This is a genomic window from Streptomyces sp. NPDC048269 (assembly GCF_040652395.1).
Classification (GTDB): domain Bacteria; phylum Actinomycetota; class Actinomycetes; order Streptomycetales; family Streptomycetaceae; genus Streptomyces.
In genome coordinates this window covers 201,595-225,857 of sequence record NZ_JBEZLW010000010.1, presented here as the reverse complement: position 1 = coordinate 225,857, position 24,263 = coordinate 201,595, and the positions used below count along the sequence as shown (strand labels likewise).

Annotated in this window: 25 protein-coding genes; 19 read left to right on the top strand and 6 right to left on the bottom strand. The window is 70.0% G+C overall.

Going from position 1 to position 24,263, the window contains the following annotated elements:
* The first annotated feature begins 54 nt into the window (after window positions 1–54).
* Complete coding sequence (gene mqnC / locus AB0D48_RS14815; protein WP_362395446.1) at window positions 55–1,254, top strand: cyclic dehypoxanthinyl futalosine synthase; 1,200 nt, start codon at window positions 55–57, stop codon at window positions 1,252–1,254.
* Window positions 1,254–1,898 (top strand): hypothetical protein, encoded by a 645-nt coding sequence (locus AB0D48_RS14810; protein WP_362395443.1) that lies wholly within the window; start codon window positions 1,254–1,256, stop codon window positions 1,896–1,898. Before mqnC ends, AB0D48_RS14810 begins: the two co-directional genes overlap by 1 nt.
* Here the strand turns inward: AB0D48_RS14810 and AB0D48_RS14805 are convergent.
* Both AB0D48_RS14805 and AB0D48_RS14800 read right to left on the bottom strand, forming a co-directional pair.
* Window positions 1,864–2,253, bottom strand: coding sequence for a helix-turn-helix transcriptional regulator (locus tag AB0D48_RS14805; protein ID WP_362395440.1), 390 nt, complete (start codon window positions 2,251–2,253; stop codon window positions 1,864–1,866). The genes AB0D48_RS14810 and AB0D48_RS14805 overlap by 35 nt on opposite strands.
* A gap of 51 nt (window positions 2,254–2,304) precedes the next feature.
* Window positions 2,305–3,225 carry a DUF3152 domain-containing protein gene (locus AB0D48_RS14800; RefSeq protein WP_362395437.1) on the bottom strand — a complete coding sequence of 307 codons (921 nt, stop codon included), beginning with the start codon at window positions 3,223–3,225 and terminating at the stop codon, window positions 2,305–2,307.
* A gap of 244 nt (window positions 3,226–3,469) precedes the next feature.
* Between AB0D48_RS14800 and AB0D48_RS14795 the strand changes: the two genes are divergently transcribed.
* Window positions 3,470–4,162 carry a demethylmenaquinone methyltransferase gene (locus AB0D48_RS14795; RefSeq protein ID WP_362395435.1) on the top strand — a complete coding sequence of 231 codons (693 nt, stop codon included), beginning with the start codon at window positions 3,470–3,472 and terminating at the stop codon, window positions 4,160–4,162.
* A 12-nt stretch (window positions 4,163–4,174) separates the two neighbouring features.
* Window positions 4,175–5,092 carry a glutaminase gene (locus AB0D48_RS14790; RefSeq protein WP_362395490.1) on the top strand — a complete coding sequence of 306 codons (918 nt, stop codon included), beginning with the start codon at window positions 4,175–4,177 and terminating at the stop codon, window positions 5,090–5,092.
* Between the two features lie 295 nt (window positions 5,093–5,387).
* On the opposite strand, the gene AB0D48_RS14785 is transcribed toward AB0D48_RS14790, so the two are convergent.
* Window positions 5,388–5,918 carry a GNAT family N-acetyltransferase gene (locus AB0D48_RS14785; protein ID WP_362395433.1) on the bottom strand — a complete coding sequence of 177 codons (531 nt, stop codon included), beginning with the start codon at window positions 5,916–5,918 and terminating at the stop codon, window positions 5,388–5,390.
* Between the two features lie 105 nt (window positions 5,919–6,023).
* Between AB0D48_RS14785 and AB0D48_RS14780 the strand changes: the two genes are divergently transcribed.
* Window positions 6,024–7,307, top strand: coding sequence for a geranylgeranyl reductase family protein (locus AB0D48_RS14780; protein WP_362395430.1), 1,284 nt, complete (start codon window positions 6,024–6,026; stop codon window positions 7,305–7,307).
* A 16-nt stretch (window positions 7,308–7,323) separates the two neighbouring features.
* On the opposite strand, the gene AB0D48_RS14775 is transcribed toward AB0D48_RS14780, so the two are convergent.
* Both AB0D48_RS14775 and AB0D48_RS14770 read right to left on the bottom strand, forming a co-directional pair.
* Window positions 7,324–7,620 (bottom strand): hypothetical protein, encoded by a 297-nt coding sequence (locus AB0D48_RS14775; RefSeq protein ID WP_362395427.1) that lies wholly within the window; start codon window positions 7,618–7,620, stop codon window positions 7,324–7,326.
* Between the two features lie 188 nt (window positions 7,621–7,808).
* Window positions 7,809–8,129, bottom strand: coding sequence for a hypothetical protein (locus AB0D48_RS14770; protein WP_362395425.1), 321 nt, complete (start codon window positions 8,127–8,129; stop codon window positions 7,809–7,811).
* Between the two features lie 389 nt (window positions 8,130–8,518).
* Between AB0D48_RS14770 and AB0D48_RS14765 the strand changes: the two genes are divergently transcribed.
* Both AB0D48_RS14765 and AB0D48_RS14760 read left to right on the top strand, forming a co-directional pair.
* A complete protein-coding gene (locus AB0D48_RS14765; protein WP_362395422.1) occupies window positions 8,519–8,929 on the top strand; it encodes a hypothetical protein in 411 nt (136 codons plus the stop codon).
* 23 nt (window positions 8,930–8,952) lie between these two features.
* The gene (locus AB0D48_RS14760) at window positions 8,953–9,909 is read left to right on the top strand and encodes a hypothetical protein (protein WP_362395419.1); all 957 of its coding nucleotides are present in this window, start codon (window positions 8,953–8,955) and stop codon (window positions 9,907–9,909) included.
* A 110-nt stretch (window positions 9,910–10,019) separates the two neighbouring features.
* On the opposite strand, the gene AB0D48_RS14755 is transcribed toward AB0D48_RS14760, so the two are convergent.
* Window positions 10,020–10,862 (bottom strand): NlpC/P60 family protein, encoded by an 843-nt coding sequence (locus tag AB0D48_RS14755; RefSeq protein WP_362395416.1) that lies wholly within the window; start codon window positions 10,860–10,862, stop codon window positions 10,020–10,022.
* 780 nt (window positions 10,863–11,642) lie between these two features.
* Between AB0D48_RS14755 and AB0D48_RS14750 the strand changes: the two genes are divergently transcribed.
* From AB0D48_RS14750 to nuoL, 12 genes are read left to right on the top strand one after another with little or no spacing between them, the layout of a single operon-like run.
* Window positions 11,643–12,002 (top strand): NADH-quinone oxidoreductase subunit A, encoded by a 360-nt coding sequence (locus AB0D48_RS14750; protein WP_008738438.1) that lies wholly within the window; start codon window positions 11,643–11,645, stop codon window positions 12,000–12,002.
* Between the two features lie 15 nt (window positions 12,003–12,017).
* Entirely contained in the window at window positions 12,018–12,572 is a 555-nt protein-coding gene (locus AB0D48_RS14745; protein WP_030010012.1) for an NADH-quinone oxidoreductase subunit B, read from the top strand.
* The gene (locus tag AB0D48_RS14740; RefSeq protein WP_362395412.1) at window positions 12,569–13,303 is read left to right on the top strand and encodes an NADH-quinone oxidoreductase subunit C; all 735 of its coding nucleotides are present in this window, start codon (window positions 12,569–12,571) and stop codon (window positions 13,301–13,303) included. The genes AB0D48_RS14745 and AB0D48_RS14740 overlap by 4 nt, the downstream gene beginning before the upstream one ends.
* On the top strand, window positions 13,303–14,637 hold the full coding sequence (locus AB0D48_RS14735; protein ID WP_362395409.1) for an NADH-quinone oxidoreductase subunit D: 1,335 nt from the start codon (window positions 13,303–13,305) through the stop codon (window positions 14,635–14,637). The genes AB0D48_RS14740 and AB0D48_RS14735 overlap by 1 nt, the downstream gene beginning before the upstream one ends.
* On the top strand, window positions 14,634–15,383 hold the full coding sequence (gene nuoE / locus AB0D48_RS14730) for an NADH-quinone oxidoreductase subunit NuoE (protein WP_362395406.1): 750 nt from the start codon (window positions 14,634–14,636) through the stop codon (window positions 15,381–15,383). Before AB0D48_RS14735 ends, nuoE begins: the two co-directional genes overlap by 4 nt.
* A complete protein-coding gene (nuoF, locus tag AB0D48_RS14725; RefSeq protein WP_362395403.1) occupies window positions 15,383–16,732 on the top strand; it encodes an NADH-quinone oxidoreductase subunit NuoF in 1,350 nt (449 codons plus the stop codon). The genes nuoE and nuoF overlap by 1 nt, the downstream gene beginning before the upstream one ends.
* The gene (locus AB0D48_RS14720; RefSeq protein ID WP_362395401.1) at window positions 16,729–19,245 is read left to right on the top strand and encodes an NADH-quinone oxidoreductase subunit G; all 2,517 of its coding nucleotides are present in this window, start codon (window positions 16,729–16,731) and stop codon (window positions 19,243–19,245) included. The genes nuoF and AB0D48_RS14720 overlap by 4 nt, the downstream gene beginning before the upstream one ends.
* Complete coding sequence (gene nuoH, locus AB0D48_RS14715) at window positions 19,242–20,627, top strand: NADH-quinone oxidoreductase subunit NuoH (RefSeq protein ID WP_362395398.1); 1,386 nt, start codon at window positions 19,242–19,244, stop codon at window positions 20,625–20,627. Before AB0D48_RS14720 ends, nuoH begins: the two co-directional genes overlap by 4 nt.
* On the top strand, window positions 20,620–21,207 hold the full coding sequence (gene nuoI / locus AB0D48_RS14710; protein WP_362395395.1) for an NADH-quinone oxidoreductase subunit NuoI: 588 nt from the start codon (window positions 20,620–20,622) through the stop codon (window positions 21,205–21,207). The genes nuoH and nuoI overlap by 8 nt, the downstream gene beginning before the upstream one ends.
* On the top strand, window positions 21,204–22,013 hold the full coding sequence (locus AB0D48_RS14705) for an NADH-quinone oxidoreductase subunit J (RefSeq protein ID WP_362395393.1): 810 nt from the start codon (window positions 21,204–21,206) through the stop codon (window positions 22,011–22,013). Before nuoI ends, AB0D48_RS14705 begins: the two co-directional genes overlap by 4 nt.
* A complete protein-coding gene (gene nuoK, locus AB0D48_RS14700) occupies window positions 22,010–22,309 on the top strand; it encodes an NADH-quinone oxidoreductase subunit NuoK (protein WP_030864698.1) in 300 nt (99 codons plus the stop codon). The genes AB0D48_RS14705 and nuoK overlap by 4 nt, the downstream gene beginning before the upstream one ends.
* Before the next feature lie 12 nt (window positions 22,310–22,321).
* Window positions 22,322–24,262 (top strand): NADH-quinone oxidoreductase subunit L, encoded by a 1,941-nt coding sequence (nuoL, locus tag AB0D48_RS14695; RefSeq protein WP_362395390.1) that lies wholly within the window; start codon window positions 22,322–22,324, stop codon window positions 24,260–24,262.
* Window position 24,263 lies beyond the last annotated feature (1 nt).

The window sequence follows — 24,263 nt, the reverse complement described above, 5'->3', positions numbered from 1 at the left end:
CGTAGGCTGGATCGGTCCGTACCTCTTGACACACCGCCGAAAGGTGACGCACCGGTGACCGACCAGGCCGCTCTCCAGTCTGTCCTCGACCGCGCCGCCGCAGGGGGCCGGATCACCAAGGAAGAGGCGCTCGACCTCTACCGTCACGCGCCGCTGCACGCGCTCGGCCAGGCCGCCGACGCGGTGCGCCGCCGCCGCTACGCCGGCACCGAGCACATCGCCACGTACATCATCGAGCGGAACATCAACTACACGAACGTGTGCGTCACGGCGTGCAAGTTCTGCGCCTTCTACGCGGCCCCCAAGGACACGAAGAAGGGCTGGTCCCGCGACCTCGACGACATCCTGCGCCGCTGCGCGGAGACCGTGGAGCTCGGCGGCACGCAGATCATGTTCCAGGGCGGGCACCACCCGGACTACGGCGTCGAGTACTACGAGCACCACTTCTCCGCCATCAAGAAGGCCTTCCCGCAGCTGGTCATCCACTCCCTCGGCGCGTCCGAGGTCGAGCACATGGCCCGGATCTCGGGCGTCTCTGCGGAGGAGGCCATCAAGCGCATCCACGCCGCCGGCCTCGACTCCTTCGCCGGCGCCGGTGCCGAACTGCTGCCGGAGCGCCCGCGCAAGGCGATCGCCCCGCTGAAGGAGTCCGGCGAGCGCTGGCTGGAGATCATGGAGATCGCCCACGAGCTGGGCGTGGAGTCCACCTCCACGATGCTGATGGGCACCGGCGAGACCAACGCCGAGCGCATCGAGCACATCGCGATGATCCGGGACACGCAGGACCGCACGGGCGGCTTCCGCGCCTTCATCCCGTACACGTACCAGCCCGAGAACAACCACCTCAAGGGCCGCACCCAGGCGACGATCTTCGAGTACCTGCGCATGATCGCGATCGCGCGCCTCTTCCTCGACAACATCGCCCACATCCAGGGCTCCTGGCTCACCGTCGGCAAGGAAGCGGGCCAGCTCTCACTGCACTACGGCGCGGACGACCTCGGCTCGATCATGCTGGAGGAGAACGTCGTCTCCTCGGCCGGTGCCAAGCACCGCTCCAACCGCCAGGAGATCATCGACCTGATCCGCAAGGCGGGCCGCACCCCGGCGCAGCGCGCGACGACGTACGAGCACCTCCTGGTGCACGACGACCCGGCGAACGACCCGGCCGACGACCGCGTGGTGTCGCACATCTCCTCCACCGCCATCGAGGGCGGCACCGCGCACCCCGAGCTGAAGCTCATCTCCACGAACTGATGCGCACGCTGCACACCGCCGAACTGCTCGTCGCCGGGGCGGGATCGGCGCCGCTGCGCGACGGTGCGGTCCTGGTCGAGGGTGACCGGATCCTGGCGCTCGGCCCCTTCGCGGAACTCACCGAGCGGTACCCGCACGCGCGGGCCCGGCGCTGGCCCGGGGTGCTCACCCCGGGACTTCTGGTGCGCGGGGCGGACACGCTGCTGGAGCGGACGTACTACCCGGACGATCAGTACGAGACCAGCGGGGGCGGCACCGAACCGATCAGCGGGCCGGAAGCGCTCGAGGCCTTGGGGATGACCGAGGCGCGGTGGGGCAACAGCGCCCGGCGCGGCACCCAGAAGCTGCTGGCCCGCGGGGTGGTGGCGGTCGCCGGCCGCTTCACGGTGCCCGCGGTGCGCACGGCGGTGGTCCGCTCGGGTCTCACGGTCCTGCCGCCTGCGCCCTACGAGGGGTTGCCCGCCCTGGACCCGCTCGCCGGGCGGGAGAGGGCCGAGGAGGCCTTCCACGGGGTCCTGGAGCCGGGCGCCGCGGCCCGGTTCGCGGTCTTCGCGGTCGCGGACCTGGACGTACTGCCGACGGAGGGCGCGACCACGTGCGTGGCCACCGTCATCGGGGGCCGGCTGCTGCACCGCCGTCGTTGAGGCGGGCGTCCTGGCGGATGTCCCGCAGGGGGTCCTGGCCGACGTCCTGCTGGGTGTCCCGGCGGGCGAGGGCGGCGAGCAGGCAGGCTTGCAGGCGGCTGATGCCGCCCAGCTTGGCCCGTATGTTGACCACGTGGAACTTGACCGTACTGACGGACAGTTGCAGCTCGGCGGCGAGTTCCCGGTTGGATGCGCCGGTGGCCAGGCACAGGAACACGGCCGACTCCTGCTCCGTCAGCTGGGCCTGCGGCGCCCCGTGGGCGTCGGGGGTGTCGTGGGCGCCGGGGGTCTCAGGGGTCTCGGGGGTTTCGTACGAGGGGAACCACGCGGGGACGGTGAAGCTGACGACGCGCACGTTTTCGACTCCTCGCCCCCGGCCGGGCCATCCGCCGGCCGGCTCTCCCGGTTAAGGGACGCTCGGGCCGGACAGATAAGTTCCGTCGGCGTCGAACGGCCAGGCGTTGGACTTGCATCCGAGCAGGCCCTTGATCTGCTGCATCATCGCGGGCGCCGGCTTGTCCGGGCCGGGGCAGGTCTCGTGGTCGTGGCCGAGTTCGTGCCCGACCTCGTGGTTGACGATCAGCGCCCGGTACTCCTCGACGGGGCCGCTGAACTGCGGTGACCCCTCCTGCCAGCGCTTGAGGTTGACCACGACGGTGTGCCCGGCCCGGCAGTTGGTCTCGCCGATCAGCTCGGGGGTGACCACCTCGCACAGGCGGTCGGTGGTCGTGGGCGTCGCGATCTTCACGGTGAAGTCCACCGGTTCGCCCGGTCCGGCGAGCCGGAAGCCGTACTTCGGGTCCCTGGTCCAGCCGCGCGGGTCCCCGAGGATGGCCTCGACGGAGCGGGCGGCGGAGTCCGGGTCGACCCCGCTGCCCTCCTCGACCTCGATCCGCCAGCGCAGGGCGGGCCCCTTGCCGTGCGCCGTGCCGGAGGCGCCCGAGGCCCGGAAGGTGCCCGGCCCGGAGACCGGTACCGGCGCGGAGGGCTTGGGGCTGGGGGCGGCGGGCGTGGGCGAGCTCGGCTGCTGGGGGGAGGGGGAGCCGGAGGGTCTCGCCGGTGCGGGGGAGCGTCTGCCGCCCTGCGCTGCCGCGTCCGAGCCCTCGGAGGCCTCCCCGTCCTGCTGGTCGGGCCGGGCCGCCACCGGCCGTCCGTCCGCCGTCGTGGCCGCGTCGTCGCCCGTTGCCATCGCGTACGCGGTCGCCGAGACCGCGACGAGGGCCGCCGAACCGAGGATGAACGTACGCCGCAGCCGCTTGCGCCGCTCGGCCCGGCGCTGGGCGCGCGGGCTGAGGCGGGAGCGACCGGTGGAATGGCCTGCCGGCATCGTGAAGCCCTTTGCTCATGGCGGCCGCCACGGATCCGGCCGCTGGTCAGGCCCATGATCCAATGGGTGACCGTCACCGGGCCGCACCACCCCCAGTCAACGTTCCCAGGGGCCCCGGGCGTAACTGTCCTTCGGGCCAGTTGTCCGGTTCCCCCCGGCCGTGGGGCCCGTCCCCCCGGCCGCGCCCGGCCTGAGAGGATGGGCCCGTACCCGCATCCGCACGCACACCGAGGGGCGAACACCAGTGACAAGGGCTTCCCTGGACAAGCAGCCGCACGAAGTCGCCTCCATGTTCGACGGGGTCGCGGCGAACTACGACCTCACCAACGACGTCCTCTCCCTCGGGCAGGCCCGGATCTGGCGCAAGGAGGTGGCCAAGGCGGTCGGCGCGCGCCCCGGGCACAAGGTCCTCGACCTGGCCGCCGGGACCGCGACCTCCTCGCTGCCCTTCGCCGCGACCGGCGCGTACGTGGTCCCCTGCGACTTCTCGCTGGGCATGCTGCGGGAGGGCAAGAAGAAGCACTCCTGGCTGCCGCTGACCGCCGGGGACGCGACGAAGCTGCCCTTCAAGGACGAGGTCTTCGACACCGTGACGATCTCCTTCGGGTTGCGCAACGTCCAGGACACCGACACCGCGCTGCGCGAGCTGTACCGGGTGACCAAGCCCGGCGGCCAGGTCGTCATCTGCGAGTTCTCGCAGCCCACATGGGCGCCGCTGCGCACCGTGTACACCGAGTACCTGATGCGGGCCCTGCCGCCGGTGGCCCGCGCGGTGTCCTCGAACCCCGACGCGTACGTGTACCTCGCCGAGTCCATCCGCGAGTGGCCGGACCAGCCGGCGCTGGCGGGGCTGCTGCAGAAGGCCGGCTGGTCCAAGGTCGCCTGGCGCAACCTCAGCGGCGGCATCGTGGCGCTCCACCGGGGCATCAAGGACTGACCTGTGGACGCTATCCCGTTCGACTACGCAGGGCTGCTGGAGCGGATCGCGGCCGACACCGCGCCGCTGGTGGGCAGCGGCACTCCCGCCGAGTACATCCCGGCGCTCGCGTCCATGGACCCCGGGCAGTTCGGCATGGCCGTCGCCGACCTCGACGGCAACGTCTTCGGGGTCGGGGACTGGCAGGTCCCCTTCTCCACCCAGTCCATCACCAAGGTCTTCGCGCTCGCCCTGGCGCTGGCCGAGGGCGGTGACGGCCTGTGGGAGCGGGTCGGACGGGAGCCGTCCGGCAACCCGTTCAACTCGCTCGTGCAGCTGGAGTACGAGAACGGCATCCCGCGCAATCCGTTCATCAACGCGGGTGCGCTGGTGGTCACGGACCGGCTGCAGACCCTGACGGGTGACGCGAGCAGCGAACTGCTCGGCTTCCTGCGGGCGGAGAGCGGCAATCCGGACATCGGCTTCGACGCGGAGGTCGCCGCGTCCGAGCAGGAGCACGGCGACCGCAACGCCGCCGTCGCCCACTTCATGGCCTCGTACGGGAACATCGACAACCCCGTGCCGGCGCTGCTGGACCACTACTTCTGGCAGTGCTCGATCGAGATGAGCTGCGCGGATCTGGCGCGTGCCGGGCTCTTCCTGGCCCGGCACGGGCTGCGGGCGGACGGGTCGCGGCTGCTGACGCGCAGCGAGGCCAAGCAGATCAACGCGGTGATGATGACCTGCGGGACGTACGACGCGGCGGGCGAGTTCGCGTACCGGGTGGGCCTGCCGGGCAAGAGCGGCGTCGGCGGCGGCATCGTGGCGGTCGTCCCGGGCCAGTGCGTCCTGGCCGTCTGGAGCCCGGGCCTCGACCCCCAGGGCAACTCGGTGGCGGGCGTGGCGGCCCTGGACCGCTTCACGACCCTGACGGGCTTGTCGGTGTTCTGAGCCGGTCCCCTGCCGGGGTCGCCGGGCGTGGCGCCGTTGCCGGGGGCGCTGCCCCCGGACCCTCCCCCAGACTCCGTCCGGGGGACCCCCGCGCCTCGAACGCCGACGGGGCTGGGTTGTGCCAGGCAGGCAGCATCAGCCGAATCCAGCCCCGCCGGCGTTCGAGGCGCGGGGTCTGGGCGGAGCCCCAGGGTCTTTGAGCCGCGCCGGCGATTGAGGCGCGGGGGGCCTGGGGGCGGAGTCCCACAGTTCCGGGAAGGGGCGGGGTGGGGGAAGGCTCCGCGCAGCGGCCCGGTCAGCCGGGCTGGAGCGACAGCTCGTAGCGGCGGCCGTATTGGGTGCCGCTCGGGAGGAGGAACCGTTCCGCCAAGGTCATGCCGAGCCGCTCGGCCACGGCTATCGAGCGGACGTTCTCGTCGTTGATCATCGCCACGACGTGCGGGAGCCCGGCCTCCCGCACCCGCTCCAGCGTGGCGAGCGCGGCAGCGTACGCGTACCCCTGCCCCCAGTGCCGCCGCCCCAGCCGCCACCCGATCTCGATCTGCCCGACCGGGCCCCACTCCTTCTCCGCGGGCCACGGCTGCGCGCCGGTGAAGCCGATCACCGTGCCCTCCTCGTCCAGCAGCGTCCACAGGCAGTAGCCGAGCTGTGCGTCGTGCATGCGCTGGCGCGCGGTGAACTCCTCGTACAGCGACACCTCGGCGGGACCGCCGAGGAACTCCATGACCTCGGGATCGTCGAAGACGTGGTGCCAGGCCCGCGCGTCCTCGTCGGTGGGCACGCGGAGCTGTACGGCGGGGAGCGGCCGGGTCGGCGAGGTGGTCATCGGGGGCAGCCCTTCGGTTCGCTATCTCTCTCGCTGCATAGACTGCACATGTCCGGTGCCGTTGGGCACCCTTTATCGAGTATCGAGCCTTCGGGAGACCCCGCAGTGACCGAGCCCCTCTCCGAACACTCCGCGGACGTGATCGTCGTCGGGGCCGGGCCCGCCGGCTCGACCACCGCCTACTACCTCGCCAAGGCCGGGCTGGACGTCCTGCTGCTGGAGAAGACGGCTTTCCCGCGCGAGAAGGTCTGCGGCGACGGGCTGACGCCGCGCGCCACCAAGCAGCTGGTGGCGATGGGCATCGACGTCTCCGAAGAGGCCGGCTGGCTCCGCAACAAGGGCCTGCGCATCATCGGCGGCGGACAGCGGCTCCAGCTGGACTGGCCGGAACTCGCCTCCTTCCCGGACTACGGACTCGTCCGCAAGCGCGACGACTTCGACGAGATCCTGGCCCGCCAGGCACAGAAGGCCGGCGCCCGGCTGTACGAGCGCTGCAACGTCGGCGAGCCGGTCCGTGACCCGCGCACCGGGCACATCACCGGTGTGCAGGCGAAGCTGGGCGAGGAGAAGACGCCCGTCACCTTCCACGCCCCGCTGGTCGTCGCCGCCGACGGCAACTCCTCCCGGCTGTCCCTCGCCATGGGCCTGCACCGGCGCGAGGACCGCCCGATGGGCGTCGCCGTCCGTACGTACTTCACCTCTCCCCGGCACGACGACGACTACCTGGAGTCCTGGCTGGAGCTGTGGGACCGGCGCGGTCCCCAGGACCGGCTGCTGCCCGGCTACGGCTGGATCTTCGGCATGGGCGACGGCACGTCCAACGTCGGCCTCGGCATCCTCAACTCCTCCTCCGCCTTCAAGGAGCTGGACTGGCGCGAGGTCCTCAAGGCCTGGTGCGCGTCCATGCCGGAGGACTGGGGCTACACCCCCGAGAACATGACGCACCCGATCCGCGGCGCGGCCCTGCCGATGGCCTTCAACCGGCAGCCGCACTACACCAAGGGCCTGCTGCTCGTCGGTGACGCGGGCGGCCTCGTCAACCCGTTCAACGGCGAGGGCATCGCCTACGCCATGGAGTCGGGCCAGATCGCGGCCGACGTCATCGTGCAGGCGCACGCCCGGGCCACCCCGGCCCACCGCGAACTGGCGCTGCACAACTACCCGAAGGTGCTCAAGGAGACCTACGGCGGCTACTACACGCTGGGCCGCGCCTTCGTGAAGCTGATCGGCAACCCGAAGGTCATGAAGGTCGCCGCGCAGCGCGGCCTGACCCACCCGGTGCTGATGAAGTTCACGCTGAAGATGCTGGCCAACCTGACCGACCCGACGGGCGGCGACGCGATGGACCGCATCATCAACGGCCTCTCGAAGGTGGCTCCGAAGGCCTGACGCAGCTCGGGCGTGCTCAGTCGGAAGAACGGGCGGGCCGGGCGGGGGGTTCCCCGCCGCGGCCCGCTTCCGTTTCCGGGTCCGTGCCGCCGTGCACCGTGCGCACGCACTTGGCCAGCAGCACCAGACCACACAGCAGCAGCGCGCCCGACGCGCTCCAGCCGAGCCCCAGCGTGAGGGCGTTGCCCGGCTTCTGCCAGGGGCGGGCGGTGGTCAGCAGCCAGCCGCCGACGCCGAGGAGGCCGAGTCCGAGCGCGGCCGGCCCGGCGGTGGGATCGCCGACGCCGTGGTACTCGTACGGATTCAGTTTCACGGGACCACCACCTCCAAGGTCGAGCGGTCGGAACGAGCCACCGCTGCCCTCATCTTCGCAGGGCTCCGGCCGGTTCGACACGGGCTGCCCGCGAGGCGGGACAGAGCCCGGCCCACGGGCGTCCCGCCGGTCCGCTCCAGCACGCCGACGAGCGTGGTGTCCGCGATCCTGACCGCGCCGCTCAGCACTCATCTCGCAGGCCGGCACTTCTTCAACGCGTCGGCGTGGTCGCGCTTGAGCGAGGACCACTGCTCGGGAGTGCCCTTGGTCTCGTCCGTCTCGCCGGTGACCGGGTCCGGGTCCGGGTACCAGGAGAGACCCTCGGCGCGCAGACAGGCGGCTTGCTCCTGTGCGGCGGCGAGCTGCTCGGGGCCGGCCGGCTCGGGCTCCGGCCGCGAAGGCAGCACGGACTCACAGGCCTTGTGCGCCTCTTCGTTCCAGGGCTTCGACTTGTCCTCGCGAGGCGCCCCGTAATCCGTGTGGACGATGTCCACTCCCTGCTTCTTCAAGCAGTCGTAGTACCTGATCTCCTCCGCGGTGGGCGGTGGACTGTCACTCGCCTCGGGTTCATTGTTCCCGCCTCCGCATCCCGTCAGTGAAATGCATATGAGGAGCAGCGGGGCGAAAAGGCGTGCGTGCACGGCAGGAGTTCCCTTGCGGCGGTAGAAGTGGGATCGGCGCGCCCGTGCGAGAAATGCGAGGAGAGCACGCCGGGCGATAGTAGGTAGTCAGGAGGGTGCGCACAAGTTCCCCGTCAGTAACCGAAGATGACTGTCCATCAGGTGAGAAGGACTTGGTCGGACGGCATTTATGGCTGTTGAATCCGCGCCGGGCGATGAGTCGTGATCAAGGTCCGGCTCGGCGCCGTCATTTCATCCGCAGAGGCGAGGAGCACATCATGAACAAGGCAATGCGTACGCTGGCTTCCGGCTGTGTCACGGCCGTATCGGTAAGCGCACTTCTTCTGGCAGCGGCCGGGCCGTCGGCTGCCATGGGCAAGGACGGCATTTTGCAGACCGATGAGTTCGGTCTTTTCTACAATCAGTACCAGTCCGGTTGTGTCTTCGACCTGTACGGCGAGGATCTGAACTTCAACAACGACTATTTCAAGAGCGGATGCACGGGTGGCACGTCCCTCGTGAACGACAACACCGAGTCCTACTGGAACCGGGACGTCTACGCGTGGAAGGTCGGCACCGACGCCAACCTCGACGGCAATGTGGGCGAGCTCCCGTCGGGTTACTCGGGCAACGCCTCCCTCACCTTCAAGAACAAGATCAGCTCGGCCACCTTCACCCTCCACGCCTGATCCGGACGAAGGAGTTCCGAGCGATGCGCACCGTCCTCCGCCTCCGGTCGGCCTCCCCGGCCGTCCTGCTGGCCACGCTCCTGGTCGGCTGCTCCGGTGCCGGGGGCGCCGGGGGCGGAGAGCCGGAGCTCGGCCCCGTGGCGGTCAACCCGCCGACGGCCGGGCTGTCCTTCCCCATGGACACGTACACCGACACCGACGCCGAGCGGCTGCGGATGGGCCGGGTCCAGCAGACGCTGGTCGCCCGGTGCATGGCCCGGTTCGGGTTCACGTACGAGGGCGTCCAAGGGGGCGGGACATCCGCCGGCGGGCCCGAGGACAGGCACCGGTATCTCTTCGGCCTGGCCGATCCGGCGTTCGCGGCGGCCCACGGGTACGACAAGTCGGCGGGCGGGGGGACACCGGCCAAGCCTCCGGCCCCGCAGCTGAGCGACAGCGCGTACGTCGTCATGAACGGCGAACAGCGGGGCGCTCAGGGCGGGAAGATCCCCGACGCGAAGTCCGAGGAGGAGGCCGCACAGGTGGACAGCGGTCTGTCGGCGGCCGGGCAGAAGGTGCCGGCCGGCGGATGCGGGCGGGAGGGCTACCGGAAGCTGTACGCCCCGACCAAGGACAGCGTCGACCTGCTCTTCGCGTTCGGGCTGGCCTCCGAGGCCCACGACCGCTCCAAGCAGGACTCCCGGGTCGTCGACGTGCTCAAGAAATGGTCGGCATGTATGAACAAGTCGGGATACGGCGGGATCGGTACGCCCTATGAGGTCGTCGAGAAGCTCGGCCTGGAGAACGAGACGGGCGGCGCGAAGGCCGTCACGGCGGCCACGGCGGACGTCGCGTGCAAGCGCGAGGTGAACCTGGTCGGGATCTGGGCAGCGGTCGAGAAGGCCTATCAGGAGCGGCTCGTGGAGGAGCACGCCGAGACGCTCGCCCTGTACGCGAAGCAGCGCGAGGCGCGCTTCAAACTGGCGGCGAGCCTCGCCTGAGGAACGCCGAAGGGCCGGTACTCCACCCCCGAGCGGGGGAGTACCGGCCCTTCGTGCGTTCTGGGACGGCTCGGCTCAGACGGCCCGGACATCCCGCACCGCGCGGACCGTCAGAGGACGCGGACGGCGCCCGTCGGCCGGTCGTAGCTCAGGCTGCGCTCGACGATGCCCGTGCTGGGGTTCTGCGCGCCGACGAACTTGCCGCCGCCGACGTAGATGGCGACGTGGTACGCGCTGCCCTTGGAGCCCCAGTACAGGATGTCACCCGGCTGCAGGGCGCTCAGCGAGACCGAGGTGCCGGCCGAGGACTGCGCCTGCGACATGCGCGGCAGGGAGATGCCGGCCTGGCGGTAGGCGGCCTGGACGAGGCCCGAGCAGTCGAACGAGGACGGGCCGGTGCCGCCCATGACGTACGCCTTGCCGACCTGCGCGCGGGCGAAGTTCACGATGGCGGCGGCGGAGCCGGTCGCCGGGGCGGCCACGGAGGCGCCCGAGCCGTCGCTGGAGGTCGCGCCGGAGGACTTGGTCGAGAGCGTGGCACGCGCGGAGGAGCGGTTCGCGCGCTCGGCCTCAGCCTTGCGGTCCGCCTCTTCCTGGGCCTTCTTCTCGGCGTCGGCCTTCTGCTGGGCGTCTTCCTTGGCCTTCTTCGCCTCGGCGGCGGCGCCGGTGCGGGCGCTCTCCTCCTGGGCGGTCAGTTCGCCCTCGACGGCCGCGGCGCGGGTGTTCTCGGCGGCCGTGGTGACGGCGGAGGCGACCTCTGCGGCAAGGTCCAGGTTGAGGACCGGCATTTCGAGCGTCGTCTCGGCCACGGGCTCGGCGGACGGGGACGCGCTCGCGGTGCCGGCCATGGCGAGGGTGCTGAGGACGCCACCGGCAACTCCGGCGCGGACCGCGAGCTTCGAGGCGCTGCGGCGGGGCTTCCGGTGGCTGGGTATGTGAGCGGTGTGGGACATGAGGACAACCGCTATCAGGGCGTCCGGGTTCCCTTCAAGAAACGTGGCTTGCGCCACAGTTGCGCGCGAATGGCACTAACCGGGCGCGTCGCGAGCCTTATTGACGCCGTAACGGGCGAAACGGACACGTCTTCACAAGGCTGTGATCATGGGTTATCCGAAATAAGTCCGAATTGATCCGCGGACTACCATCCCGCCGCACAGATGGCCAAGCCCTCTTTCGGAAGCATCAATTCAGAGTGGCGCAGGTCACAGGAGCGTCACGTTGTGCGGACGCTGTGGTCCGTCCGTGATCTCGCTGTGAACTGTCCGGCCGGTTCGTGAACGGATGCACGCGGCCGGCGGCGCCTCGGGACCCGCGTCTGCCCCGCGTCCACCTCCGTACACGTGGGCTCCCCCGACCGGGCGAAGCCGATCCCTTTATCACCTCGCTGCCGTCGTTGCCAATTTGCCTGCACTGGCCATCATTTGATAATGCGCAACCCCTCCTACCTGCGGTAACGAGGTGGGATGTCACCTTTGGTGATCATGTGGATGCTTCGCGTATGAAGATCACCGCTCATCGGACTTCATGATCGTTCGTCGGGTGGTGGAGATCACAAACTCGGTGTTGCAACCCGTGTCGCAGATCACAGAGGAGCAGGCATAAGATGCCCACCAGTCCGGCTTGTGAACTGCCTCACATGCAAGCGCTCGATCAGAAGCGTGATCTTCGCGAGGTGGGACGCGGCGCCGGTGCAGCGGTCCAACGGTCAAGGACGACTGGAAGGAGCGAGGAGCGTGAATGCGTACGCACCCATCCTCGTGCTCGGCGCCCTCGGCGCAGGGTTTGCGATCTTCTCCGTGGTCATGGCCACGCTGATCGGCCCAAAACGGTACAACCGGGCAAAGCTTGAGGCATACGAGTGCGGCATCGAGCCGACTCCGGTGCCGGCCGGCGGCGGTCGCTTCCCCATCAAGTACTACCTGACGGCGATGCTCTTCATCGTCTTCGACATCGAGGTTGTCTTCCTCTACCCCTGGGCCGTCACCTTCGACTCCCTGGGGATCTTCGGGCTCGTCGAGATGCTGCTCTTCGTGCTCACCGTCTTCGTCGCCTACGCCTACGTCTGGCGCCGCGGCGGCCTGGAATGGGACTGAGGGGCTGAATTTTCCATGGGACTGGAAGAGAAGCTGCCGAGCGGCTTTCTGCTGACCACCGTCGAACAGGCCGCGGGCTGGGTGCGCAAGTCATCCGTCTTCCCCGCGACCTTCGGCCTGGCGTGCTGCGCCATCGAGATGATGACCACCGGAGCGGGCCGGTACGACCTGGCCCGCTTCGGCATGGAGGTCTTCCGCGGCTCGCCGCGCCAGGCCGATCTGATGATCGTGGCGGGCAGGGTCAGCCAGAAGATGGCACCGGTGCTGCGGCAGGTGTACGACCAGATGCCCGCTCCCAAATGGGTCATCTCCATGGGGGTTTGCGCATCTTCAGGCGGAATGTTCAATAACTACGCGATTGTCCAAGGCGTCGACCACATCGTTCCCGTGGACATCTACCTCCCCGGCTGCCCGCCGCGCCCCGAGATGCTGATGGACGCGATCCTCAAGCTCCACCAGAAGATCCAGGGCTCCAAGCTCGGCGTGAACCGGGAAGAGGCGGCCCGCGAGGCGGAGGAGGCGGCCCTCAAGGCCCTCCCCATCATCGAGATGAAGGGGCTGCTCCGGTGAGTGAGACCCGCGAACCCAACCCCGACAAGGAACTCAGCCGCCAGAACCTCCCCGGCCAGCGCGGGGACCACGGCGAGGAGGTCCGCGTCCAGCGCGGCATGTTCGGCGCCCGGAACGGCGGCGACACCTCCGGCTACGGCGGCCTCGTGCGCTCCGTACGCCTGCCCGGCCCGGCCGTCCGCCCGTACGGGTCCTACTTCGACGAGGTGGCCGACGAACTCGAGGGCGCCCTGGAAGAGCAGGACCTGGTCCCCGAGAACGCCATCGAGAAGACGGTGGTCGACCGGGGCGAGCTGACCTTCCACATCGACCGCGAGCACCTCGTCCGGGTCGCGAGCACCCTGCGCGACGATCCCGCCCTGCGCTTCGAGCTGTGCACCGGCGTCTCCGGCGTGCACTACCCGCAGGACAAAGGCCGCGAGCTGCACGCCGTCTACCACCTGCGCTCGCTCACCCACGGCCGCGTCCTGCGGCTGGAGGTGTCCGTACCGGACAGCGACCCGCACGTCCCTTCGCTCGTCTCCGTCTACCCGACCAACGACTGGCACGAGCGTGAGACGTACGACTTCTTCGGGCTGATCTTCGACGGGCACCCGGCCCTCACCCGGATCATGATGCCGGACGACTGGCAGGGCTTCCCGCAGCGCAAGGACTACCCGCTCGGCGGCATCGCCGTCGAGTACAAGGGCGCCCAGATCCCGGCTCCCGACCAGCGGAGGTCGTACAGCTGATGAACACCCCGAACGCATCGCACCACGCCTCCTCCCGGGAGACCACCGAAGGCCTCGTCTACACCGTCACCGGCGGCGACTGGGACGAGGTCGTCCAGTCCGCGGCCCGTGCCGACGACGAGCGGATCGTCGTCAACATGGGCCCCCAGCACCCGTCCACCCACGGAGTGCTCCGCCTGATCCTGGAGATCGACGGCGAGACGGTCACCGAGGCCCGCTGCGGCATCGGCTACCTGCACACCGGCATCGAGAAGAACCTCGAATACCGGAACTGGACGCAGGGCACCACCTTCGTCACGCGCATGGACTACCTGACGCCGTTCTTCAACGAGACGGCGTACTGCCTCGGCGTCGAGAAGCTGCTCGGCATCACCGACCAGATCCCGGACCGCGCCACCGTCATCCGCGTCCTGCTGATGGAGCTCAACCGGCTCTCCTCCCACCTGGTGTGCATCGCCACCGGCGGCATGGAGCTCGGCGCGACCACGATCATGATCTACGGCTTCCGCGACCGCGAGCTGATCCTCGACATCTTCGAGCTGATCACCGGACTGCGCATGAACCACGCGTTCGTCCGCCCCGGCGGCCTCGCGCAGGACCTGCCCCCGGGCGCCGTCGACCAGCTGCGCGAGTTCGTGAAGACCATGAAGAAGAACCTGCCGGAGTACGACAAGCTCGCCACCGGCAACCCCATCTTCAAGGCCCGCATGCAGGACGTCGGCTACCTCGACCTCACCGGCTGCATGGCGCTCGGCGCCACCGGCCCGATCCTGCGCTCCGCGGGCCTGCCCCACGACCTGCGCAAGTCGGATCCGTACTGCGGTTACGAGACCTACGAGTTCGACGTGCCGACCACCGACAGCTGCGACTCCTACGGGCGGTTCCTGATCCGCCTGGAGGAGATGCGCCAGTCGCTGCGCATCGTCGAGCAGTGCCTGGCCCGGCTGGAGCCGGGTCCGGTGATGGTCGCCGACAAGAAGATCGCCTGGCCGGCGCAGCTGGCGATGGGCCCGGACGGCCTCGGCAACTCGCTCGACCACATCAAGAACATCATGGGCACCTCCATGGAGGCCCTCATCCACCACTTCAAGCTGGTGACCGAGGGCTTCCGGGTACCGGCCGGGCAGGCGTACAGCGCCGTCGAGTCGCCGAAGGGCGAGCTCGGCGTGCACGTCGTCTCCGACGGCGGCACCCGCCCGTACCGGGTCCACTTCCGCGACCCGTCCTTCACCAACCTGCAGGCCATGGCCGCGATGTGCGAGGGCGGCCAGGTCGCCGACGTCATCGTCGCCGTCGCCTCCATCGACCCCGTGATGGGAGGCGTCGACCGATGACCGACATCCAGTTGGGGATGCCCCAGCTTCCCGCCCCCGACTTCCCGGCCGAGGTACGCGCCCGGCTCGAAGCGGACGCGCGGGAAGTCATCGCCCGCTACCCCGACAGCCGCTCCGCGCTGCTGCCCCTGCTGCACCTCTGCCAGTCGGAGGAGGGCCACGTCTCGCGCACGGGCATCCGCTTCTGCGCCGACGTACTGGGCCTGACCACCGCCGAGGTCACGGCCGTCGCGACCTTCTACACGATGTACCGGCGCAAGCCCTCCGGGGACTACCAGGTCGGCGTGTGTACGAACACCCTGTGCGCGGTCATGGGCGGCGACGCCATCTTCGAGGAGCTCAAGGAGCACCTGGGGGTCGGCAACAACGAGACCACCCCCGACGGCAAGGTCACGCTGGAGCACATCGAGTGCAACGCGGCCTGCGACTTCGCCCCCGTGGTGATGGTCAACTGGGAGTTCTTCGACAACCAGACGCCCGAGTCCGCCAAGGCCATGGTCGACGACCTCCTGGCGGGCCGCGAGGTCTCCCCGACCCGGGGCGCGCCGCTGTGCACGTACAAGGAGACCGCCCGGATCCTGGCCGGTTTCCCCGACGAGCGCGAGGGTGCGGTCGAGGCCACCGGCGGCGCCGGCCCCGCCTCCCTGATCGGGCTGCGCATCGCCCGGGGCGAGTCCCCGCACACCCCGATCGTCCACCCGCGTGGCGAAGCGCGTGGCGACACCACCACCGAGGGAGGGGAGTGATGACCGTGTCGACTGAACTGAGCAAGAACGGCACCAGCCCGGAGAAGCTCCTCTCACCCGTCCTTTCGGCCTTCTGGGACGAGCCGGAGTCGTGGACGCTGGAGACCTACCGGCGCCACGAGGGCTACGAGGGCCTGCGCAAGGCCCTCGCGATGACCCCGGACGACCTCATCGCGTACGTGAAGGACTCGGGCCTGCGCGGACGCGGCGGCGCGGGCTTCCCCACCGGAATGAAGTGGCAGTTCATCCCGCAGGGCGACGGAAAGCCGCACTACCTCGTCGTGAACGCGGACGAGTCGGAACCGGGAACCTGCAAGGACATCCCCCTTCTCTTCGCCAACCCGCACTCCCTCATCGAGGGAATGATCATCGCGTGCTACGCGATCCGCTCGCAGCACGCCTTCATCTACCTGCGCGGCGAGGTGGTGCCGGTCCTGCGGCGCCTGCACCTGGCGGTCCGTGAGGCGTACGAGGCCGGTTACCTCGGGAAGGACATCCTGGGGAGCGGGCTCGACCTCGACATCACGGTGCACGCGGGGGCGGGCGCGTACATCTGCGGCGAGGAGACGGCTCTGCTCGACTCCCTCGAAGGCCGGCGCGGTCAGCCCCGGCTGCGTCCCCCCTTCCCTGCCGTGGAGGGGCTCTACGCGTGCCCCACTGTCGTCAACAACGTGGAGTCGATCGCCTCGGTTCCCGCGATCCTGCACAAGGGCAAGGACTGGTTCAAGGCGATGGGGACGGAGAAGTCCCCCGGTTTCACGCTGTATTCGCTCTCCGGGCACGTGGCCGGCCCCGGCCAGTACGAGGCGCCGCTCGGGATCACCCTGCGCCAGCTGCTCGACATGAGCGGCGGGATGCGGCCCGGACACCGGCTGAAGTTCTGGACCCCGGGCGGATCCTCCACCCCGATGTTCACGGACGAGCACCTCGACGTCCCGCTCGACTACGAGGGCGTGGGCGCGGCCGGCTCGATGCTCGGCACGAAGGCGCTCCAGTGCTTCGACGAGACGACCTGCGTGGTGCGGGCCGTCACGCGGTGGACCGAGTTCTACGCCCACGAGTCCTGCGGCAAGTGCACCCCGTGCCGCGAAGGCACGTACTGGCTGGTCCAGTTGCTCCGCGACATCGAGGCCGGCAAGGGCGTCATGTCCGACCTCGACAAGCTGAACGACATCGCCGACAACATCAACGGCAAGTCCTTCTGCGCGCTCGGCGACGGCGCGGCCAGCCCGATCTTCTCCTCGCTCAAGTACTTCCGCGAGGAGTACGAGCAGCACATCACGGGCAAGGGCTGCCCCTTCGACCCCAGGAAGTCGACCCTCTGGGCTGACACGGAGGTGACCGCATGACCGTCGCCAGTAACGCTCCCGCCGGTGGCGGAGGGGCTGCCGGGCGGCCGCAGGACGCCGAGAACACGGTCTCGCTGACCATCGACGGGGCCGAGCTCTCGGTTCCCAAGGGCACCCTCGTCATCCGGGCCGCCGAGCAGCTCGGCATCGAGATCCCCCGGTTCTGCGATCACCCGCTCCTCTCCCCGGCCGGCGCCTGCCGCCAGTGCATCGTCGAGGTCGAGGGCCAGCGCAAGCCGATGGCCTCCTGCACCATCACCTGCACCGACGGCATGGTGGTCAAGACCCAGCTCACCTCCCAGGTCGCCGACAAGGCCCAGCGCGGGGTGATGGAGCTGCTGCTCATCAACCACCCGCTGGACTGCCCGGTCTGCGACAAGGGCGGCGAGTGCCCGCTGCAGAACCAGGCGATGTCGCACGGCAACGCGGAATCCCGTTTCGACGGGCTCAAGCGGACGTACGAGAAGCCGGTCCCGATCTCCACCCAGGTGCTCCTGGACCGCGAACGGTGCGTGCTGTGCGCGCGCTGCACCCGTTTCTCCAACGAGATCGCCGGTGACCCGATGATCGAGCTGCTGGAGCGCGGCGCGCTCCAGCAGGTCGGCACCGGCGAGGGCGACCCGTTCGAGTCGTACTTCTCCGGCAACACCATCCAGATCTGCCCGGTGGGCGCCCTCACCTCCGCCGCGTACCGGTTCCGCTCCCGCCCCTTCGACCTCGTCTCCTCCCCGAGCGTGTGCGAGCACTGCGCGGGCGGCTGCGCGACCCGGACCGACCACCGCCGCGGCAAGGTGCTGCGCCGGCTGGCCGCGGAGGACCCCGAGGTCAACGAGGAATGGGTCTGCGACAAGGGCCGCTTCGGGTTCCGCTACGCGCAGCTGCGGGACCGGCTCACCACCCCGCTGGTGCGCAACGCCGCCGGGGTCCTGGAGCCGGCGAGCTGGCCCGAGGCCCTGGAGGCCGCGGCGAACGGCCTCGCCGCCGCGCGCGGCCGGGCCGGAGTGCTGACCGGCGGCCGGCTCACCGTCGAGGACGCCTACGCGTACGCCAAGTTCGCCCGGGTGGTGCTCGACACCAACGACATCGACTTCCGGGCCCGCGTGCACAGCGCGGAGGAGGCCGACTTCCTGGCCGCCACCGTGGCCGGCACGGGCCGGGACCTCGACGGGTCGGGGGTCACGTACACCTCGCTGGAGGCGGCGCCCGCGGTGCTGCTCGCCGGCATCGAGTCCGAGGAGGAGGCCCCCGGGGTCTTCCTGCGGCTGCGCAAGGCCCACCGCAAGCACAAGCAGCGGACCTTCGCCCTCGCCCCCTTCGCCACCCGCGGCCTGGACAAGGCGGGCGGCACCCTGCTGGCCGCCGCCCCCGGCACCGAACCGGCGTGGCTGGACGCACTGGCCTCCCGCACCGGCCTGGAGGCCGGCGGGGCCGCTGCCGCCGAGGCGCTGCGCCTGCCCGGCGCGGTCATCGTCGTCGGGGAGCGCCTCGCCGGGGTACCCGGCGCGCTGACCGCCGCAGTACGGGCGGCCACGGCGACCGGGGCCACGCTGGTGTGGATCCCGCGCAGGGCCGGTGAGCGCGCCGCCGTCGAGGCGGGCGCGCTGCCGTCCCTGCTGCCCGGCGCCCGCCCGGCCACCGACCCGCGGGCCCGCGACGAGGTCGCCACCGCCTGGGGCCTGGACGACCTCCCGCACCGTTATGGCCGCGACACCGGCCAGATCATCGAGGCCGCCGCCGGACGCGAGCTCTTCGCCCTGCTGGTCGCGGGCGTCGAGGTCGCGGACCTGCCGGACCCGGCCCGCGCCCGGATCGCGCTCCAGGAGGCCTTCGTGGTCTCCCTGGAACTGCGGCCCAGCGAGGTCACCGACCACGCGGACGTGGTCCTCCCGGTCGCCGCGGTGGCCGAGAAGGAGGGCGCGTTCATCAACTGGGAGGGCAGGGTCCGGCCGTTCGAGGCCGCGCTCAAGCCCGACCAGATGACCCGCCGGCTCGCCCCCGCCGACGCCCGCGTGCTGCACATGCTGGCCGACGCGGCCGACCGGCCGATCGCGCTGCCCGACGTACACGCCGTACGCCGGGAGCTCGACGGGCTCGGCCCGTGGACCGGGGGGCGCGCCGCCGAGCAGTCCGCGGACACCGAGCCGCTGCCCCGCCCGGGAGCGGGCGAGGCGGTCCTCGCGGGCCACCGGCTCCTCCTCGACCAGGGCAAGCTCCAGGAGGGCGACGACGCCCTGGCCGGCACCCGGCACGAGGCGACCGCCCGGCTGTCGGCGGCCACGGCCGCCGAGACGGGCGTCAAGAACGGGGACGTCCTCGCGGTCACCGGCCCGGCCGGCTCCGTGGAACTCCCGCTCCGGATCACCGAGATGCCAGACCGGGTGGTCTGGCTCCCGCTGAACTCCACCGGGTCGGGCGTCCTCGCCGACACGGGCGCCCGCCCGGGCACCCTCGTACGCATCGGCCCGGCGACCCCGGCCGGCGCCGCCGGCACCACTGCGGAGGTGGACGCGTGAACGCGGTACACGGTGACCTCGTACAGCTCGCCGCCGAGGACCTGTCCCTGTTCGGCAAGGACGTCTGGTGGCTCGTCGTCGTCAAGGCGGTGTTCTGCTTCGCCTTCCTGATGGTGACCGTGCTCTTCTCCATCGTGTGGGAGCGCAAGGTCGTCGCCTGGATGCAGCTGCGCATCGGCCCCAACCGGCACGGCCCCTGGGGCCTGCTCCAGTCGCTCGCCGACGGCGTCAAGCTGATGCTCAAGGAAGACGTCGTCGTCAAGCGCGCCGACAAGGTCGTCTACGTTCTGGCCCCGATCATCGCGGCCATCCCGGCCTTCATGGCCATCGCGGTGATCCCCTTCGGCCCCCCGGGGGACGAGGTGTCCATCTTCGGCCAGCGCACCACGATGCAGCTGACCGACCTGCCCATCGCGATGCTCTACATCCTCGCGGTGGCCTCGGTCGGCATCTACGGCATCGTGCTGGCCGGCTGGTCCTCCGGCTCGACGTACCCGCTCCTCGGCGGCCTGCGCTCCTGCGCGCAGATGATCTCCTACGAGATCGCCATGGGCGCGGCCTTCGCCTCGGTCTTCCTCTACTCCGGGTCGATGTCGACCTCGGCGATCGTGGAAGCACAGGCGGACCGCTGGTACATCATCCTGCTGCCGGTGTCCTTCATCATCTACGTCATCACGATGGTCGGCGAGACGAACCGCGCCCCCTTCGACATGCCGGAGTCCGAGGGCGACCTGGTCGGCGGCTTCAACACCGAGTACTCGTCCATCAAGTTCGCGCTGTTCATGCTCGCCGAGTACGTCAACATGGTCACCGTCTCGGCGGTCTCGGTCACCCTCTTCCTGGGTGGCTGGCGGGCCCCGGCGCCGATCTCGACGTACTGGGAGGGCGCGAACCACGGCTGGTGGCCGATGCTCTGGTTCGTCATCAAGGTGCAGCTGCTGCTGTTCTTCTTCATCTGGCTGCGCGGCACGCTGCCCCGCGTGCGCTACGACCAGCTGATGAAGCTCGGCTGGAAGGTCCTGATCCCGGTCTCGGTGGTCTGGCTGATGCTGGTCGCGACCGTCCGGGCGCTGCGCAACGAGGCGTACGACTTCAGCGAGATCGTCCTCTACGTCGGCGGCGCCGTCGTGGCGGTCCTGCTCCTCTCCTTCGTCGCCGACCTCTTCCGCGACAAGCGGGAGAAGGCCGCCGCAGAGGAGGCCGGCAAGGCCACCGCGGCCGAGCCCTTCGACCCGCTGGCGGGCGGATTCCCCGTACCGCCCAAGCCCGGCCAGCACCTGGAACCCGTACCGCGCCGACGGCCTCGCGGAGAGCGGGAGCTGATTGTCAGTGGCGGGGCGAATACTGACAGTGACCGAGAGGAGGGTGCTGAGAATGTCTGACGAGAAGTGGCAGAACCCGGTGGCCGGCTTCGGCGTGACCTTCAAGGCCATGTTCAAGAAGCGCCTCACCGAGCAGTACCCGGAGGAGCACAAGACCACCGCCCCGCGCTTCCACGGACGGCACCAGCTCAACCGGCACCCGGACGGTCTGGAGAAGTGCATCGGGTGCGAGCTGTGCGCCTGGGCCTGTCCCGCCGACGCCATCTACGTGGAGGGCGCGGACAACACCGAGGAGGAGCGCTACTCCCCGGGTGAGCGGTACGGCGCGGTCTACCAGATCAACTACGCCCGCTGCATCCTGTGCGGGCTGTGCGTCGAGGCGTGCCCGACCAGGGCGCTGACCATGACGAACGAGTTCGAACTGGCCGACTCCAGCCGCGAATCGCTCATCTACACCAAGGAGCAGCTGCTCGCCGGCCTCACGGAGGGCATGGTCGAGGCGCCGCACGCGATGGTCCCCGGCACGGAGGACACGGACTACTACCGCGGACGGGTGACGGGGGCCGCCCCCGGCACGGTCCGGCAAGTGGCCGTCTCCAAGGGCGAGGTCGCGGAGAAGCCCGAGGAGGTGGAGGCATGAGCGCCATCGCCGCCGCCACCCTGACCTCGACGGGTGAGGCGATCCAGTTCTGGGTCCTCGGCACGGTCGCCGTCATCGGCGCACTCGCGACGATCCTGATGAAGAAGGCCGTCCACAGCGCCCTCAGCCTGGCCGGGACGATGATCATCCTGGCGGTCTTCTACCTCGCCAACGGGGCGTACTTCCTGGGCGTCGTCCAGGTCATCGTCTACACCGGCGCCATCATGATGCTCTTCCTCTTCGTGGTCATGCTCGTCGGCGTCACCGCCGCCGACTCCCTGAAGGAGACCATCAAGGGGCAGCGCTGGCTGGCGGTCCTGTGCGGTCTCGGCTTCGGCATCCTGCTGATCGCCGGCATCGCCCACGCCCACCTCACCCGCTTCAACGGGCTCGGCCGGATCAACTCCGCCGGGCACGTCGAGGGCCTGGCCCAGCTGATCTTCACCAAGTACGTCTTCGCCTTCGAGATCACCGGCGCGCTGCTGATCACCGCGGCCGTCGGCGCGATGGTGCTCACCCACCGCGAGCGCACCGAGCGGGCCGCCACCCAGCGCGAGCTCGCCGAGCGGCGCGTCCGCGAGGGCGTCCAGCTCCCGCCGTTGCCCGCGCCCGGCGTCTACGCCCGGCACAACGCGGTGGACGTGGCCGGACTGCTGCCGGACGGCACCCCCTCCGAGCTGACGGTCAGCAAGACGCTGCGCGCCCGCGGCCAGATCCGGGACGTGTCCAGCGAGGCGCTGGACGACCTCAAGGCGCTGGAGCAGCGGTCCGCGGAGCGCCTCGGGCGAGAGGAGGCCTCGAAGTGAATCCGGTCAACTACCTGTACCTGGCGGCCCTGCTGTTCACCATCGGCGCGGCCGGTGTGCTGATCCGCAAGAACGCGATCGTGCTGTTCATGTGCGTCGAGCTGATGCTCAACGCCTGCAACCTCGCCTTCGTCGCCTTCTCGCGGATGCACGGCAACCTCGACGGCCAGATCATCGCGTTCTTCACGATGGTCGTCGCCGCCGCGGAGGTCGTGGTGGGCCTCGCGATCATCGTGTCGCTGTTCCGTACCCGCCACTCGGCCTCGGTCGACGACGCCAGCCTGATGAAGCTGTAAGGGGCGCTCACAGTGGAGAATCTGATTGCGCTGCTGGTGGCAGCGCCCCTGCTCGGAGCGGCGGTGCTGCTGTGCGGCGGCCGGCGCCTCGACAAGTCCGGCCACTGGATCGGCACCGTGCTCGCGGCCGTCTCCTTCGGTATCGGCCTCGCCCTGTTCGCGGACATGCTGGGGCGCGGCGCCGAGGAGCGGACCCTGCACCAGCGGCTGTGGAGCTGGATCCCGGTGGAGGGCTTCCAGGCGGACATCGCCTTCCAGCTCGACCAGCTGTCGATGACCTTCGTCCTGCTGATCTCCGGGGTGGGCACGCTCATCCACGTGTACTCGATCGGGTACATGGAGCACGACGAGCGCCGCCGCCGCTTCTTCGGCTACCTCAACCTGTTCGTCGCGGCGATGCTGCTGCTGGTCCTCGCCGACAACTACCTGCTGCTGTACTTCGGCTGGGAGGGCGTGGGCCTCGCCTCGTACCTCCTGATCGGATTCTGGCAGCACAAGCCCAGCGCGGCCACGGCCGCGAAGAAGGCCTTCCTGGTCAACCGCGTCGGCGACATGGGCCTGTCGATCGCGATCATGCTGATGTTCACCACCTTCGGAACCTTCGCCTTCGGGCCGGTGTTCGGTGCGGTCGGTGAGACGTCGGAAGGCAAGCTGACGGCGATCGGCCTGATGCTGCTGCTGGCCGCCTGCGGCAAGTCGGCCCAGGTGCCGCTGCAGTCCTGGCTCGGCGACGCGATGGAGGGCCCGACCCCGGTCTCGGCGCTGATCCACGCGGCGACGATGGTGACGGCGGGCGTGTACCTGATCGTCCGCTCGGGCGCCGTCTTCAACGGGGCGCCCGACGCCCAGCTGGTAGTCACCGTCGTGGGGGCGGTCACGCTCCTCTTCGGTGCGATCGTCGGTTGCGCGAAGGACGACATCAAGAAGGCCCTCGCCGGGTCGACGATGTCGCAGATCGGCTACATGATCCTGGCCGCGGGCCTCGGCCCGATCGGCTACGTCTTCGCGATCATGCACCTGGTGACGCACGGCTTCTTCAAGGCGGGCCTCTTCCTCGGCGCCGGTTCCGTGATGCACGGGATGAACGACGAGGTCGACATGCGCAAGTACGGGGGCCTGCGCACCTACATGCCGGTCACCTTCGTCACCTTCGGCCTCGGCTACCTGGCCATCATCGGCTTCCCGGGCCTGTCCGGCTTCTTCTCCAAGGACCGGATCATCGAGGCGGCGTTCGCGAAGGGCGGTACCGAGGGCTGGATCCTCGGTGGAGTGGCCCTGCTGGGCGCGGCCATCACCGCGTTCTACATGACCCGCGTCATGCTCCTCACCTTCTTCGGGGAGAAGCGCTGGCAGCCGGCCCCGGACCCGGACAAGACGCCCGGGATCGAGCCCGGCGTCGAAGCGCACCCCGGTGAGATGCCGCACCCCCACGAGTCCCCGAAGTCCATGACCATCCCGATGATCGTGCTGGCCTTCGGATCGGTCTTCGCCGGTGGCTTCTTCGCCATCGGCGACCGGTTCCTGAACTGGCTTGAGCCCGTCACGGGGTACGCGCACGGCCACCCCCCGGTCAGCGCGCTGACGGTGACCCTGGCCACCATGGCGGTCCTGGTCATCGGCGTGGCCATCGCCTGGGCGATGTACGGGCGCAGGCCCGTCCCGGTCGTCGCCCCGCGCGGCTCGCTCCTCACCCGGGCGGCCAGGCGGGACCTCCTCCAGGACGACTTCAACCACGTCGTGCTGGTGCGCGGCGGGGAGCACCTGACCCGCTCGCTCGTGTACGTCGACCACAGCCTGGTCGACGGGGTGGTCAACGGGACGGCCGCCTCGGTCGGCGGGCTCTCGGGCCGGCTGCGCAAGCTGCAGAACGGCTATGCCCGCAGCTACGCGGTCTCGATGTTCGGGGGCACGGCGATCCTGATCGCCGCGACCCTGCTGATGAGGGCGGTGTGAG